This window comes from Parvibaculum sp., from assembly GCF_030651915.1.
Classification (GTDB): Bacteria; Pseudomonadota; Alphaproteobacteria; order Parvibaculales; family Parvibaculaceae; genus Parvibaculum.
This window is the reverse complement of sequence record NZ_JAUSBV010000010.1, coordinates 498,707-512,922: the sequence shown is the minus strand read 5'-3', so window position 1 is coordinate 512,922 and position 14,216 is coordinate 498,707. Positions and strand designations below refer to the sequence as shown.

Sequence of the window (14,216 nt, the reverse complement as noted above, 5' to 3'; positions counted from 1 at the left end):
CTATTTGCGCTTTCCAGCCTCGACATAGTTTCGTTGCGGTGCGCCGGTGTAGAGCTGGCGTGGACGTCCGATCCGTTGGCCGGGATCCTCGATCATCTCATTCCATTGTGCGACCCAGCCGACGGTGCGGGCCAGGGCGAACAACACGGTGAACATCGTGGTCGGAAAGCCCATCGCTTTCAGCGTGATGCCGGAATAGAAGTCGATATTCGGATAGAGCTTCTTTTCGACAAAATATTCGTCATTGAGCGCAATCCGCTCCAGCTCCAGCGCGACGTCGAGCATTGGGTCGTCTTTGATCCCGAGCACTTTCAACACTTCGTGGCAGGTCTGCTGCATAACGCGTGCGCGTGGATCGTAGTTCTTGTAGACACGATGACCGAAGCCCATCAGGCGGAACGGATCGTCTTTGTCTTTCGCCTTCTTGATGTACTCGGGAATACGGTCAACTGTGCCAATTTCCTGCAGCATGTTGAGCGCCGCCTCGTTGGCGCCGCCATGCGCAGGGCCCCACAGGCACGCGATACCGGCGGCGATACAGGCAAATGGATTGGCACCCGACGAGCCAGCGAGGCGTACCGTCGATGTTGAGGCATTCTGCTCATGATCGGCATGCAGAATGAAGATGCGGTCCATCGCGCGCGCGAGAATTGGGTCGACTTTGTAGGACTCGGCCGGAACCGAAAAGCACATATGCAGGAAGTTCTCGGCGTAATCGAGATCATTGCGCGGATAAACGATCGGCTGACCGGCTGAATACTTGTAGGCCATGGCGGCGATCGTCGGCATTTTGGCAATCAGGCGGCGGCTGGCGATCATCCGCTGGAGCGGGTCATTGATGTCGGTCGAGTCGTGATAGAAGGCCGACAATGCGCCGACCATACCGCACATGATCGCCATGGGATGGGCGTCACGCCGGAAACCGCGCAGGAAGAACGTCATCTGTTCATGCACCATGGTATGCATGGTGATGGCGCGCTCGAACTCCCGGTACTGTTCTGAATTCGGAAGCTCGCCATTGAGCAGCAGGTAGCAGGTCTCGATGAAGTTCCCGTGATCCGCCAATTGGTCGATCGGATAGCCGCGATAGAGCAGGATGCCTTCCTCACCGTCGATATAGGTGATGTCGGATTCGCAGCTTGCCGTCGACGTAAAGCCGGGATCGTAGGTGAAGTGACCGCTCTTGCCGTAAAGGGTCGAAATGTCGACCACGCTTGGCCCCAGCGATCCGCCATAGACAGGCATTTCGTAGGATTTGCCGCCCACCGAAAGGGTCGCGTTCGAAATCGCGCCGGCCTTGGTTCCGAATTTTGTCATGCCTGCCTGTCCCCTGTCTGTCTGTCCGGTCCGTTTGGTCCCGTGCGGGCCGGACAGTGTGTTGAATACCATATTCGTTTGCGCCTCACCCGTCAGCCATCGGGGTCAGGCAGCTTGATCCTTGATTCGGCCGAGCGCCTCATCGCGTCCGAGAGTCGCCAGAACGTCGAAAATCGGTGGAGAGACCGAACTGCCGGTCACCGCAGCACGCAGAGGCTGTGCGACTTTGCCGAGCTTGAGATTCTCGTCTTCGGCGAAGCAGCGCACGGTCGCTTCGATTTCTTCCACAACCCAATCGTTTCGTACTTCCAGCCGGTCAAGCAACCGCTTCAACAAGGCGCGGGCTTCGCTGTTGAGGAGTTGCGACGCCTTGTCGTCGAGCGCAATCGGCCTTTGTGCGCGCAGAAAGGCTGCGCCATGGCCAATTTCCAGAAGCGTCTTCGCACGCTCTTTCAGCCCAGGCATGGCAGCAATCAGCTTGTCGCGGAAGGCCGCGTCGACCGTCCATTGCTCAACGCGTTCCATGAGCGCGATGGTTTCGTCGGCAAGCCGGATGTTGTCGGCCTCGCGAATATAGTGGCCGTTCAGATTTTCGAGCTTCGCAAAATCGAACCGCGCCGGTGAGCGACCGACGTTCTCGAGGCCGAACCACGCTATCGCTTGCTCGGTTGAGAATATCTCCTCGTCGCCATGGCTCCAGCCAAGGCGCACAAGGTAATTTCGCATTGCCTCGGGCAGATAGCCCATATCGCGATAGGCCTCGGCACCCAGCGCGCCATGGCGCTTTGAGAGCTTCGCGCCGTCGGGTCCGTGGATCAACGGCACATGGGCAAACGCCGGCACCTGCCAGCCGAGTGCATCGTATATTTGGCTCTGCCGCCCGGCATTGGTCAGATGATCGTCGCCGCGAACAATATGCGTGATGGCCATATCGTGATCGTCGACGACAACGGACAGGTTGTAGGTCGGTGTTCCATCGCTCCGAACGATGATCAGATCGTCAAGTTGATCGTTCGGAAAGCGAACATCGCCCATCACCTGATCGCGCACCAATGTTTCGCCTTCGTCGGGCGAGCGGAACCGAATGACCGGCTTGACGCCTTCAGGCGCTTCGGACGGATCGCGATCGCGCCAGCGTCCGTCATAGCGGGCAGGACGTCCCTCAGCGCGCGCTTTATCGCGCATTTCGTCAAGTTCTTCGGCGCTCGCATAGCAGTAATAGGCCCTGCCGAGGCTCAGCAGTTCGTTGGCAACTTCGACATGGCGAGCCTGACGGGAAAACTGGTGCACAACCTCGCCATCCCAATCGAGGCCAAGCCAGCGCAGTCCTTCGAAGATGGCCGCGACCGCCGGCTCTGTCGAACGTTGACGATCCGTATCCTCAATCCGCAGCAGGAACTGGCCGTGATGGTGCCGCGCAAGGAGCCAGTTGAACAAAGCCGTGCGCGCCCCTCCGATATGCAGATAACCGGTCGGCGACGGGGCGAAGCGGGTAATGACTGTCTTCTTTTCGCTCATCATCTCCTGCGATCCGGCTCCGCAGCCGCGCGGCTAGGCAATTCCGGTAAATGTTGGCAAGCTTCGACCCGAGAACTGGGCGCGAGGCCTTGATGGCCCGCTGCGGACAGGGGGATTTCTAGCACATTGCGGCAACGCAGCGTAAGCCCGAAACGCACGCGGGAGACGTGCTTCTGGGTCTGAAGAAATGGCCTTTGTCTTTAGTGTGTTGGGGCGGTCTTTTAAGGCAGCCCATCGCCTGTTTTTCGTCCCCGGGAGGGCGGTTTGGCGCTTTGGCGGCGGTGGCATGGCTGGTTACGGGTCCGGTGGGACGGCGGCGCGTTTGCAGGCGCGCCGGCCGCCCTGACGTCATGGCTGCGTGTCTGCATGGCGACCGACGGCGACCGGCTCTTTCTCTGGACGCCGGTCTTGATCGCGGCAGGCGTTGCGGCCTATTTCGCCATCGCCTTCGAGCCTGCGCTACCGGTGGCCCTGGGGGCCCCCTTGCTGCCGGCGCTCGCCTGGTTGCTGTTTCGCCAGCATGCGATAATGGCGCCTCTGGCGGCCGCCATTCTCTGCGTTGCTCTGGGCTTTGCGGCCGCCGCGCTGCGCACCCATCTGGTCGCCGGTCCCGTGCTCGAGAAAGCGCAGGCCGGCCTGCTGACGGGGCGCGTCATAGCCGTCCAGCCGACAGAGACGGGCGGCCTCGTCGCGGTCCTGGCGCCGCAGTCCTTCGCCGGCATGCCGCCAGGTGAGCTGCCAAGGCAGGTGCGCGTCAATCTCCGGCTGAAAGACGCGGCGCTTGCTCCGGGCGCCACGGTGAGCTTTCGAGCGCGGTTGATGCCGCCACCTGAACCGGTCCTGCCCGGCGGCTTCGACTATGCACGGCAGGTCTGGTTCGAAAGCCTGGGCGGTGTCGGATTTGCCTATACGGCGCCGGTGCAAGTCGAAGCACCGGCCGGCGCCATCGCCGTGCTGACCGAATTTCGACGGCGCATCGGCGCGCGCATTCGTGATGTAATTGCCGGCCCGGCCGGCGCCGTTTCGGCTGCATTGGTGACCGGTGAGCGCGCTGCAATCCCGAAGGACACGGCTGCCGATCTTCGCGCTGCGGGCCTTGCGCATGTGCTCGCCATTTCAGGCTTGCACATGATGCTGTTTGGCGGTTCGGTCTTCTGGCTGGTCCGCGCCGGTCTCGCGCTGGTGCCGCAACTGGCGCTGTACTACCCAATCAAGAAATGGGCGGCGGCCGTTGCCCTTGTCGGGGCGACGTTTTATCTGGCGATCTCGGGCGCCGCCATTGCGACACAGAGGGCGTGGATCATGATCACGCTGATGTTTGTCGCCATCATGCTTGACCGTCCGGCACTCAGCCTTCGTAACGTGGCGCTGGCGGCGATCGTCATCCTGCTCTGGCGGCCGGAGAGCCTGCTCGGCGCAAGTTTCCAGATGTCGTTCGCCGCCGTCGTGGCACTGATCGCCTTCTACGAGAGCGACATGGTGCGCGGCCTGACATCGAGCCCGAACCGCATCGGTCTTGGAAACCTGCCGCGCCGGATCGGCGCCTATGCATTGGGTCTTGCGTTTACCAGCATCGTCGCCGGCGCGGCCACCGGGGCCATTGGCGCTTTTCATTTCAATCGCATCGCCGTCTACAGCCTCGCCGGCAATATGGCGGCCATGCCACTGGTTGGTATCGTCGTGATGCCGATGGCGCTTCTGGCATTGCTGCTGATGCCGTTCGGGTTCGACGCACCGGCGCTCTGGATCATGGGGGCGGGTGTCGATGGCATGCTCCGTGTTGCCGACGAGGTTGCAAGCTGGGAGGGGGCCGACAGTCTTGTCGCCGATGCGCCGCTCTACGCATTGCTGCTGTTGGTTCTTGGCGGGTTGTGGCTGGCGCTCTGGCGCGAGAGCTGGCGCTATCTGGGCCTGGCGCCGATGCTGCTCGGCCTCGCATTTTGGGGCGCCGCACCGAAGCCGGACGTCCTGATCGACCGCGATGCCGCGCTCTTTGCCGTTCGTGCCGCGGATGGAAAACTGGTGCTCGGTGCGGCGCGACCGGCCTACGCCGCCGAGCAATGGCTCCGGCATGACGGTGACAAGCGTACAGCCGGCGAGGCGGCTCGTTCGTCCCATATGAAATGCGATGCCGCAGGTTGCGTCTATCGCGAACCGGGACGTCCGATCGTTGCCTTTGCCGAGACGCTTGACGCCGCGACGGAAGACTGTGCTGTGGCCGACATCGTTATTGTCAAGCAACCTCTGCCATGGCGCGTGCGGCACACATGCGGCGCGTTTCCGGTCATCGACTATTTCGACATGTGGCGGGAGGGATCGACGACGCTCACATTCAGGACCGATGGCGGTATCGACATCGCAACGTCGCGACAAGCGCGCGGCGCCCGGCCCTGGGTACAGCGTCAGCGGAAAAACTGAAATCAGTAACGGCGCAACAGACCGACAAGCTTGCCCTGGACCTTGACGCGGTCCGGCCCGAAGATTCGCGTTTCATAGGCGGGATTGGCTGCCTCAAGCGCAATCGACGCACCCTTCTTGCGCAGCCGCTTCAGCGTTGCCTCAAAGCCATCGACGAGCGCCACGACAATATCGCCGCTCGTTGCCGTGTCGCAGCGCTGGATGAGTACCGTGTCGCCATCGAGAATACCGGCCTCAATCATCGAGTCGCCCTTGACCTCGAGCGCGTAGTGTTCGCCAGAGCCGAGCAGATTGAGCGGCACGCTGACCTGATGGCTTTCTTCCTGTAAGGCCTCGATGGGCGTGCCGGCGGCGATACGACCCATCACCGACAGTGTCATTGTTTCGCCGGCGCTGCGTGCCGGCGCGAGGTCGCGGCTGGTCGCTTTGCTGCGCCCGCCGCCTTCGATAACGCTGGGCGAGAAACCCTTGCCGCGCATTGTTGCGAGGCTGGGCGATGCCGACTCGGGGAGCTTGAGAATTTCGAGCGCGCGGGCCCGGTGAGCAAGGCGGCGGATGAAGCCGCGCTCCTCAAGCGCTGTAATCAGGCGATGAATGCCGGACTTGGAGCGCAGGTCCAGCGCATCTTTCATTTCGTCGAAACTGGGGGAGACGCCGCTCTCCTTGATTCGCTCATGGATGAACATCAGGAGTTCGTGTTGCTTGCGTGTCAGCATCGGCTTCGGTCTCTCCCATTGCTCCCGGACGCCACAGGGTGTCTCGGGAACAAAACAAAAACGACTGCAAACGTTCTAGTTTGGTTCTCAGAGATCTGTCAAGAGTAATTGTGGATAAGTCAGACCCGAAGGGGCAAAACCGTAACGGTTTCACCGGCTTGGGTGGCGGCCGCCCCGATGGGCCGGATCACCAGACAACCGGCGCGGGCAAGGATGGAGAGCATCGAACTGTCCTGCGGCGCGAAGGGCGTGGCGATGGCGGTCTCCCCGGCCATGTGGTCGAGCGCCGCGCGGACATAGTCTTCGCGCGGACCATTGGCGGGGAGCGCCGCCCCGAGCCGCGCCTGCAGCGTGTGGAGCGCGCTGTCGCCGCCCTGCATGCGGGCGATCGCCGGCCGGAGAAAGAGCATCGCGCAAACGAAAGCCGACACCGGATTGCCGGGCAGGCCGAGCGTTGGCAGGTCGCCGAGCTTGCCGAACATCAGCGGCTTGCCGGGTCGCATGGCGATCTTCCAGAAGTCGATGTCGAGACCGGCAGGCGCAAGCGCGCTTTGCACGAGATCGTGCTCGCCGACGGAGGCGCCGCCCAGCGTCACCAGCATGTCGGCCGCGTCCGCGCGCGCCGCGGCGGCGCGGATCGCGTCGAGATTGTCGGGTGCGATACCGAGATCGAGCGGCACGCCGCCGGCCTCGACGATCAAAGCGCCGAGACCGTCATTGTTGGAGGAGACGATCTGGTTGGGTCCGGGCTCGGTGCCCGGCGGAACCAGCTCGTCGCCAGTCGAGAAGAAGGCGATGACGGGACGGCGGTGAACGGAGAGCGTCGGCAGGTTCATGGCGGCGGCAAATGCGATGTCGGCGGGCGAAAGTTTTCGTCCGACCGGCAGGCCGGCATCGCCGGTGCGAAAGTCGAGGCCGGTCACGCGCACATGTTGTCCGGGCCGCGCCGCCTCGTTGACGACAACGGTCGCGCCGTCGCGCGTCGTGTCTTCCTGAATGACGATGCTGTCCGCGCCCTTCGGCAGCGGCGCACCGGTGAAGATGCGCACCGCCTCGCCGTCGCCGAGCGTGCCGTCATAGGCGCCGCCCGCAGGCGCTTCGCCGACGATGCGCAGTTGCGCCGGAACTTTCGTCACATCCGCCGCACGCACCGCATAGCCGTCCATTGCCGACAGATCGGCGGGCGGCTGCGTTCGCCGCGCGATCGCTTCCTCGGCGAGCACGCGGCCGAGCGCCTGCGCCAGCGAAACGACTTCGGGTTGCGTGGTCGAGAGCGCCGCCATCATGCGCGCCCGCGCTTCTTCAACCGAAAGGAGATGTTGTTGTGCCATCGGTTACTTTGCCTTGTAGTCGCCGGACTTGCCACCCGACTTGGCGGTGAGGCGGATGTCGCCGATGGTCATGGCCTTGTCGACGGCTTTCGCCATGTCGTAAAGCGTCAGGCAGGCGACGCTGACGGCGGTCAGCGCTTCCATCTCGACGCCGGTTTGACCTGTTACCTTCACCGTCGCGGCGACATCGACACAATTGTTTTTCGTGTCGGGACGAAGATCGACTTCGACCTTCGCAATCGCCAGCGGATGGCAGAGCGGAATGAGGTCGGATGTTTTCTTCGCCGCCATGATGCCGGCGAGACGCGCGACTTCGAGCGCGTTTCCTTTTTTCAGCCCGTCTTCGAGAATGAGCTTCAGCGTTGCGGGCTTCATCGTCACGCGACCTTTGGCCGTTGCGCTGCGCGACGTTTCGGGTTTCCCCGAAACGTCCACCATGCGCGCCGCGCCTTTTGCATCGAGATGCGTGAGCTTTGGTTTTTTTGCCATGATCTATTTCAGTTCCTTGCGCATGAAGCAGCGCCGTTCGATCGGCAGACCCATTTCCTTTTCGTGATAATGCGCGAGATAGAAGGCCGGCGTCCACTCGGCGGGGTTGAGAAGACGAAAGCCGCAGGTGGCATAGAAGGGCGCGTTCCACGGCACGTCGCTGAAGGTCGACAGCGTGACCGCCGCGAAGCCGCGCGCCGCCGCGTCGTCGCAGACCTGCTCGATAAGCTTGCGGCCGAGGCCCTGCCGCCCATGAGCGGGGTGTACGGACAATTCATAGATGTGGATATGAAGATCGAGCGGCGCGGAGAGGATGAAACCGACCGGTTTGTCGTCCGTCGCCGCAACGAAAGCGCCTGCGGTACGGGCAACGGATTCGACGAAACGCAATTCGGCGACGTCGTCGACATTGACTTCACCGATACCGGCGGTGGCGAAGAGCGCGCCGGCGGCACGTTCGATGTCGGCGAGAAGCGGAAGGTCGTCCATGCGTGCTTGTCTGATGTCGTAGGTCATGTTGTCGTTCCGGATTCCAGGGAGCGTGACAGGGTGACACGGAAGCAGCGCCCCGGTGATAAGTGGCAGCGCGGAGACAGCGGAATCGGCTGTTTGACCCCCCTCTGTCACAAAACTGTCATAAAACTGTCACAAACGTCTTTTGAGGCCCGATCGGAGGGACCCCGGCAACGGGGATAAGTGGCACTTATCCCCGGTTTTGATGCTGCAGCACAAAAATGTCCGCAGGATGTCCTCGGGGGTCAGGCGGGACCGACCAGCAACGCGCGGGTCGCTGCCTCCACATCGGCCTGGCGCATCAGGCTCTCGCCGACCAGAAACGTCCGTACACCAACTTTTTCGAGGCGGGCGAGATCGGCCGGCGTGAAGATGCCGCTCTCGCCGACGACCAGCCGGCCGGCCGGGACGAGGGGAGCGAGCCGCTCGGTGGTTTCGAGCGTCGTCTCGAAAGTCTTGAGGTTGCGGTTGTTGATGCCGAGAAGCGGGCTCTTGAGGACAAGGGCGCGGGTGAGTTCGGCCTCGTCGTGAACCTCGACCAGCACGTCCATCTTCCAGCCGAGGGCCGCGTCCTCGAGCTCGCGGGCCTGCACGTCGGAGACAGCGGCCATGATGATCAGGATGGCATCGGCGCCCATCGCGCGCGCTTCCGCGACCTGATAGGGGTCGTACATGAAATCCTTGCGGATGACCGGCAGCGAACAGGCGGCGCGGGCGGCGGCAAGATAGGAGGGCGCGCCCTGAAAGGAAGGACCGTCGGTCAGCACCGAGAGACAGGTAGCGCCGCCGGCTTCATAGGCGCGGGCAAGCGCCGGCGGATCGAAATCGGCACGGATCAGACCCTTGGAGGGACTTGCCTTCTTGATTTCGGCGATCAGCGCGGGGCGGCCTGAAGCGATGCGTGCACGGAGCGCCGCCGTGAAGCCGCGAACGGGCGAGGCGCCGCGCGCCGCTGCCTCGACCTCGGCGAGTGGATGGGCGCGCTTGGCGGTCGCGATCTCGTCGCGCTTGTAGGCGCCGATCTTGTCGAGAATGTCAGACATGGGCGGACTTGCCGTTGGAGACGGCGACAAGCGACGCGAGCGCCGCCTTGGCGCCGCCGCTGTCGATGGCGAGTGCGGCAAGTTCGGCGCCCTTCTTCAGCGTCGTCGCCTTGCCGGCGACGATCATCGCGGCGGCCGCATTGAGCAGCACGATGTCGCGGTAAGGACCTTTCTCGCCTTCGAGCAGACGCAGGATCGCCTGCGCGTTTTCCGACGGATCGCCGCCCTTGAGCTGATCGGCGGTGGCGCGCTTGACGCCCGCTTCCTCCGGCGTCACCTCGAAGACGCGGATTTCGCCGCCCTTCAGTTCGGCAACCGTGCTCGGACCGGTCGTCGTCAATTCGTCGAGACCATCGGACCCGTGAACCACCCAGGCGCTTTCGGAACCGAGATTGCGCAACGCTTCGGCGAAGGGCTCGACCCATTTGGCGTCGAAGACGCCGAGAAGCTGATGCTTGACCAGCGCCGGATTGGAAAGCGGCCCCAGCATGTTGAAGATGGTCTTGATGCCGAGCTCGCCGCGCACCGGCGCGACATGCTTCATCGCCGAATGATGCATCTGCGCGAACATGAAGCCGATGCCGGCCTGGTCGATGCAATCGGCAATGACGGCGGGACCGATGTCGAGCTTGACGCCGAGGCTTTCCAGCGCGTCCGCCGTGCCCGACAGCGAGGAGGCCTTGCGGTTGCCATGTTTGGCGACCGGCACGCCGCAGGCCGCGACGACCAGCGCGGTGGCGGTCGAGATGTTATATGTGCCTGCGCCGTCGCCGCCGGTGCCGACAATGTCGATCGCCTCGCGCGGCGCCGTGACGCGCAGCATCTTCTCGCGCATGACGGTGGCGCCCGCCGTGATCTCGGTGACGGTTTCGCCGCGCACGCGCAGCCCCATCAGGAAAGCCGCGATCTGCGCCGGCGTCGCTTCGCCCGACATCACGGTTTCGAAGGCGGCGCGCGCTTCATCGGGGTCGAGCGTGCGGCCTTCGGCCAGATGCGCGATTGTGGATTTGAGATCGGTCATGGCCGCAACCGCCCCCTCACGCCAGTTCGCGCGTGTTGACGCCGGCGATCTGCAGGAAGTTGCGCAGGATGTCGTGGCCGTGTTCGGACGCGATGCTTTCGGGATGGAACTGGACGCCGTGGATCGGCAGCTCCTTGTGTTGCGCGCCCATGATGACGCCGTCGGCGGTCCAGGCGGTGATTTCGAGGCAATCGGGAAAGCTCTCGCGCGCGACGGTCAGCGAATGGTAGCGCGTCGCCTCGATGGGGCTCGGCAGGCCGCGAAAGACGCCCTTGCCGCCATGATGAATGGCGCTGAGCTTGCCATGCATCAATGTCGGCGCCCGGACGACCTTGCCGCCGAAGGACTGGCCGATCGCCTGATGGCCGAGACAGACGCCGAAAAGCGGGATGCGGTGGGCGGCGGCCGCGGCGATGAGGTCGAGGCAGATGCCCGCCTTGTCGGGGTCGCAGGGGCCGGGCGAGAGCACGATGGCCTGCGGCGCGGCCGCCAGCACCTCATTGACGGTGATCTTGTCGTTGCGATGGACGCGCGCCTCCGCCCCCAGCTCGCCCAGGAAATGGACCAGGTTGTAGGTAAAGCTGTCGTAATTATCGATCAGGAGCAACATGGCCGGACCCTTGGGGACGGCCTGCCGGACGGGCAGGCCATGCAGGGCTTTATATAGGCGTTTGGGGCCTGCCGGGGCAAGACGTTGCAGCCGGACGGCCGTCCTCTCCGACAGGCGGATCGGATCGATACGGCGCCATCGAGCGATTGGCAGCGCGCTGTCCATCCGGCCGCCCGTCAGCGCAGAAGCGCTTTGACGTCCTTGAGCAGGACGTAGAGATGCATCGGATCGGACGGCGATGCGATGAAATCGAAATGCGCGTAGAAGGCGCGCGCTTCGTCGTCCTTTGCGTGAACCATGAAGGCGCGGATGCCGGCAATGTCGGCGGCCTGTAGCGTTCGAAGGAGAGCGTCCTTGAGAAGCGCGGGGCCGATACCCCGGCCCTGGCAATCGCATGCAACGGCGAGACGCGCGAGCAGCATGACCGGCACGGGATGGCGGGCGAGGCCTTTCTTCAGGCGCTCCGGTGCATCGTCATAGGCGACCTCGCCGACCACCAGCGTGTGGTAACCGGCGACACGGCCTTCCATGACCAGAACATAAGTCTGCGAGGCATTGGCTTGCTGGTTCTGGAGCGCGTTGCGGATGAGGAACCGGTTGAGCGGTTCCTTGCCGCAGTCGAAGCCGTCCACCGCATGGTCGCGGCGGAGTTTTTCGACGCTGAAGGCCTCGGTCATTTGCGGCGGGGCGGGGCCGCAGCCGGTGTGGCGAGCAGGCGCTTCAATCGGGGCAGGGGGCGGGGCGGCGCATCGAGCGCCGCCTGGAAGGCCTTCCAGCCTTCCGCATCGAGCGCAAAGCGCTGACGATCGGGCAGCGTCTCGGCCGCTTTTGCGAGCGCGCTTTCAAGGACGAACTCGCTCACCGAACGGTTCTGGGCCGCCGCCGCCGCATGGAGGGTCCGCTTTGCCTCGCGGCTGAGCCTGAGATCGAGTTTTTCGGAGCGGGTGACTGTTGTCGTGCCCATGGCCGGGATCTCCTGAAATAGAGAAGCCCTTCATATAGCATCGTTGCCAGACATTGTCATGACAAATCTTCAGGTATCGGGATCGACGCGATTCCGGCGCCCGAGGATCGCCTGCCGGGGATACGGGGCGGGGATACGGTGACAGGAGCAACGATTCCCATGCTCAGAAGGAATCGTTGCTCCTGTCACCGTATTGCCGCCACCATACTGCCGTATTGGCGATCGATAATGCCGCGTTGCATGCTGTCGCCGGACAGGTCCGCGATATGCTGGTCGAGGTCGTGAGGAATGTCTGAGGCTCAAGACGCGCCGCTATGTATCAAGGAAGGCGTCGTCAGCCTGTCCGTCGACACACCTGATGGTGCTATCGAAATTTCCCGCGTCCCGGATGCCGACCATCGTCTGACGGACGAATGGGCGCACACGTCCCGGCCCGCTCCTCCGGCGCTGCTGCAACCGCTCGTTCCGGTTGCGGGTGTCGTGCCGCTTGGCGAACTTGAATTGATCGAAGCGCTGAGCGCGCCGGATATCGTGGTCGCAGACGGGCGCAAGCGGGACCAATATGCAAAATATACGATTCCCGGCGCGGTCAATCTGCCCTTTACCGATACCGATCAGGCGATGGAGCATCTCGGGTGTCGCCGTGGGGCGGAGGGGTGGGATTGCCGCGATGCGGCCCGCGTCGCCCTGTTCTGCAACGGTGTCTGGTGCGGGCAATCGCCGACGGCGATCCGCAATATGGTGGAGGCCGGCTTCCCGGCCGAGCGCATTCTCTACTATCGCAACGGCCTTCAGGGGTGGCTGTTGCAGGGGCTGAGCGTCTGGACCCCGGGGAAGACTGAAAGTTTTTATCTATAGATCGAGTCCCTCGTAGCGATCTTCGCAAGCCACCTGATGCCCTTCGTGTCCCTCGACTGCGATTACGGTGACAGGAGCAACGTTCCCTTCCGAGCGTGGGAATCGTTGCTCCTGTCACCGTATTTGCCACGTATTTGCAGGCTTTCGGGGCCGGCCGGGGCAAGACGCAGCGGCTGACGTGAGCCCCAAATTTCATCCAGTTGGAAGTAGAGTCCTTTGAACATTTTGAACTTGCCCCCAACCTTGGGCCGGCTGAGCTGGTAAATTCCGGCTTCATCTGACGGCAGGCTGGCCGGGGTTGCCGGCCGGAAGATGAAGCCTGATCGGCTGAAACGAACAAGACGAAAAAAGAAAGAGGGGAAGCGGCATGAAGGATCTGGATTTCTCAGGCAAGACGGCGCTGGTCGTCGGCGGTTCGAGCGGCATCGGCAACGGCATCGCGCATGCCTATCGCAGCCGCGGCGCCGAGGTGCATGTCTGGGGCACGCGGGCGAGCGCGAAGGACTATGACGGCGCCGAAGGCTCCGACCTCAAGGGTCTTCACTATGCCCGTATGGACGTCGCCGATTTCGATGCCATCGAGGCCTATGCGCCGCCATTCAAGAGGCTCGACATTCTGGTGCTTTGCCAGGGCACGGTCATCTACAAGCGCGGCGAATTCAAGATGGACGGCTTCCAGAAGGTGATGGACGTCAATCTGAACAGCCTGATGGCCTGCGCCATCAAGTTCCACGACATGCTGGCCGCCGCGAAGGGCGCGCTGATTACGGTCAGCTCGACGGCTGGTTTCCATTCGACGCGCGGCAACCCCGCCTATAACGCCTCGAAGACCGGCGCCATCGGCCTTACCCGCACGCTGGGGGAGGCCTGGGCGAGCGACGGCATTCGCGTCAACGGTATCGCGCCGGGGCTGGTGGACACGAAACTCACCAAGGTCACGACCGAAAATCCGCAGCGCCGCGAAATGGCGATCAAGGGCATTCCCGCCGGCCGCCTCGGCACACCGGACGACATGGCGGGCGCGGCGCTCTTTCTCGCCTCGCCGCTCTCTTCCTACGTTTACGGACAGACGCTCATCGTCGATGGCGGGTTGATCCTCTCCTGATCGTGAAGCTTCAGGCCTTCATGGATGCCCATATCTATCCCAACGAGCAGGACCATCACGACCGGGTGACCAACCACGCCAATTCGATGACAGAGCCGCAGGTCGCCTCGTCGGATGCGATCAATATCGAAACGGAAAGCCGCGCCGGGCTTTGGCAGCGCCCTTCGGGGGCCACCCCGGGGCCCGGCGCCGCCGCCCGGATGGCGGCTTTCCGGGCCGGGGCGGCGAATCAGGGCCGATATCTAAAATTCAACCATCGTTCTTAACGCTTCCTTCTCCGGAAAAAGGCCTCAATATAGAAGGAGCCATTCAT

General features: G+C 63.3%; 15 protein-coding genes. 4 read left to right on the top strand and 11 right to left on the bottom strand.

All coding sequences use genetic code 11. The annotated features are described in order from the left end of the window. Together gltA and gltX are read right to left on the bottom strand one after the other, a co-directional pair. A complete protein-coding gene (gene gltA, locus Q7V31_RS16555) occupies window positions 1–1,317 on the bottom strand; it encodes a citrate synthase (RefSeq protein ID WP_304735919.1) in 1,317 nt (438 codons plus the stop codon). Between the two features lie 105 nt (window positions 1,318–1,422). Then, window positions 1,423–2,835: a glutamate--tRNA ligase gene (gene gltX / locus Q7V31_RS16550; protein ID WP_304735918.1), complete on the bottom strand. Its 1,413-nt coding sequence runs from the start codon at window positions 2,833–2,835 to the stop codon at window positions 1,423–1,425. Between the two features lie 264 nt (window positions 2,836–3,099). Between gltX and Q7V31_RS16545 the strand changes: the two genes are divergently transcribed. Beyond that, window positions 3,100–5,253 carry a ComEC/Rec2 family competence protein gene (locus tag Q7V31_RS16545; protein ID WP_304735917.1) on the top strand — a complete coding sequence of 718 codons (2,154 nt, stop codon included), beginning with the start codon at window positions 3,100–3,102 and terminating at the stop codon, window positions 5,251–5,253. 2 nt (window positions 5,254–5,255) lie between these two features. Here Q7V31_RS16545 and lexA read toward each other — a convergent pair whose 3' ends face one another. From lexA to Q7V31_RS16500, 9 genes are all read right to left on the bottom strand, one after another. Next, window positions 5,256–5,969 carry a transcriptional repressor LexA gene (gene lexA / locus Q7V31_RS16540; RefSeq protein WP_304735915.1) on the bottom strand — a complete coding sequence of 238 codons (714 nt, stop codon included), beginning with the start codon at window positions 5,967–5,969 and terminating at the stop codon, window positions 5,256–5,258. A gap of 119 nt (window positions 5,970–6,088) precedes the next feature. Further along, complete coding sequence (gene glp, locus Q7V31_RS16535; protein ID WP_304735914.1) at window positions 6,089–7,300, bottom strand: gephyrin-like molybdotransferase Glp; 1,212 nt, start codon at window positions 7,298–7,300, stop codon at window positions 6,089–6,091. Between the two features lie 3 nt (window positions 7,301–7,303). Continuing rightward, complete coding sequence (gene moaC, locus Q7V31_RS16530) at window positions 7,304–7,789, bottom strand: cyclic pyranopterin monophosphate synthase MoaC (protein ID WP_304735912.1); 486 nt, start codon at window positions 7,787–7,789, stop codon at window positions 7,304–7,306. 3 nt (window positions 7,790–7,792) lie between these two features. Next, the gene (locus Q7V31_RS16525) at window positions 7,793–8,305 is read right to left on the bottom strand and encodes a GNAT family N-acetyltransferase (RefSeq protein ID WP_304735911.1); all 513 of its coding nucleotides are present in this window, start codon (window positions 8,303–8,305) and stop codon (window positions 7,793–7,795) included. Window positions 8,306–8,547: 242 nt separating this feature from the next. After that, the gene (trpC, locus tag Q7V31_RS16520) at window positions 8,548–9,345 is read right to left on the bottom strand and encodes an indole-3-glycerol phosphate synthase TrpC (protein WP_304735910.1); all 798 of its coding nucleotides are present in this window, start codon (window positions 9,343–9,345) and stop codon (window positions 8,548–8,550) included. Further along, the gene (gene trpD / locus Q7V31_RS16515) at window positions 9,338–10,366 is read right to left on the bottom strand and encodes an anthranilate phosphoribosyltransferase (RefSeq protein WP_304735909.1); all 1,029 of its coding nucleotides are present in this window, start codon (window positions 10,364–10,366) and stop codon (window positions 9,338–9,340) included. The genes trpC and trpD overlap by 8 nt, the downstream gene beginning before the upstream one ends. A gap of 16 nt (window positions 10,367–10,382) precedes the next feature. Beyond that, entirely contained in the window at window positions 10,383–10,976 is a 594-nt protein-coding gene (locus Q7V31_RS16510; protein ID WP_304736047.1) for an aminodeoxychorismate/anthranilate synthase component II, read from the bottom strand. 176 nt (window positions 10,977–11,152) lie between these two features. After that, entirely contained in the window at window positions 11,153–11,653 is a 501-nt protein-coding gene (locus Q7V31_RS16505) for a GNAT family N-acetyltransferase (protein ID WP_304735908.1), read from the bottom strand. Next, window positions 11,650–11,940 (bottom strand): DUF1778 domain-containing protein, encoded by a 291-nt coding sequence (locus tag Q7V31_RS16500; protein ID WP_304735906.1) that lies wholly within the window; start codon window positions 11,938–11,940, stop codon window positions 11,650–11,652. The genes Q7V31_RS16505 and Q7V31_RS16500 overlap by 4 nt, the downstream gene beginning before the upstream one ends. Before the next feature lie 288 nt (window positions 11,941–12,228). Here Q7V31_RS16500 and Q7V31_RS16495 point away from each other — a divergent pair, with 288 nt between their 5' ends. The 3 genes from Q7V31_RS16495 to Q7V31_RS16485 all read left to right on the top strand — a co-directional run bounded on the left by Q7V31_RS16495 (window position 12,229) and on the right by Q7V31_RS16485 (window position 14,169). Next, entirely contained in the window at window positions 12,229–12,798 is a 570-nt protein-coding gene (locus Q7V31_RS16495; RefSeq protein WP_304735905.1) for a rhodanese-like domain-containing protein, read from the top strand. Window positions 12,799–13,165: 367 nt separating this feature from the next. Next, on the top strand, window positions 13,166–13,903 hold the full coding sequence (locus Q7V31_RS16490) for an SDR family NAD(P)-dependent oxidoreductase (RefSeq protein WP_304735904.1): 738 nt from the start codon (window positions 13,166–13,168) through the stop codon (window positions 13,901–13,903). 2 nt (window positions 13,904–13,905) lie between these two features. Beyond that, entirely contained in the window at window positions 13,906–14,169 is a 264-nt protein-coding gene (locus tag Q7V31_RS16485; protein WP_304735902.1) for a hypothetical protein, read from the top strand. Window positions 14,170–14,216 lie beyond the last annotated feature (47 nt).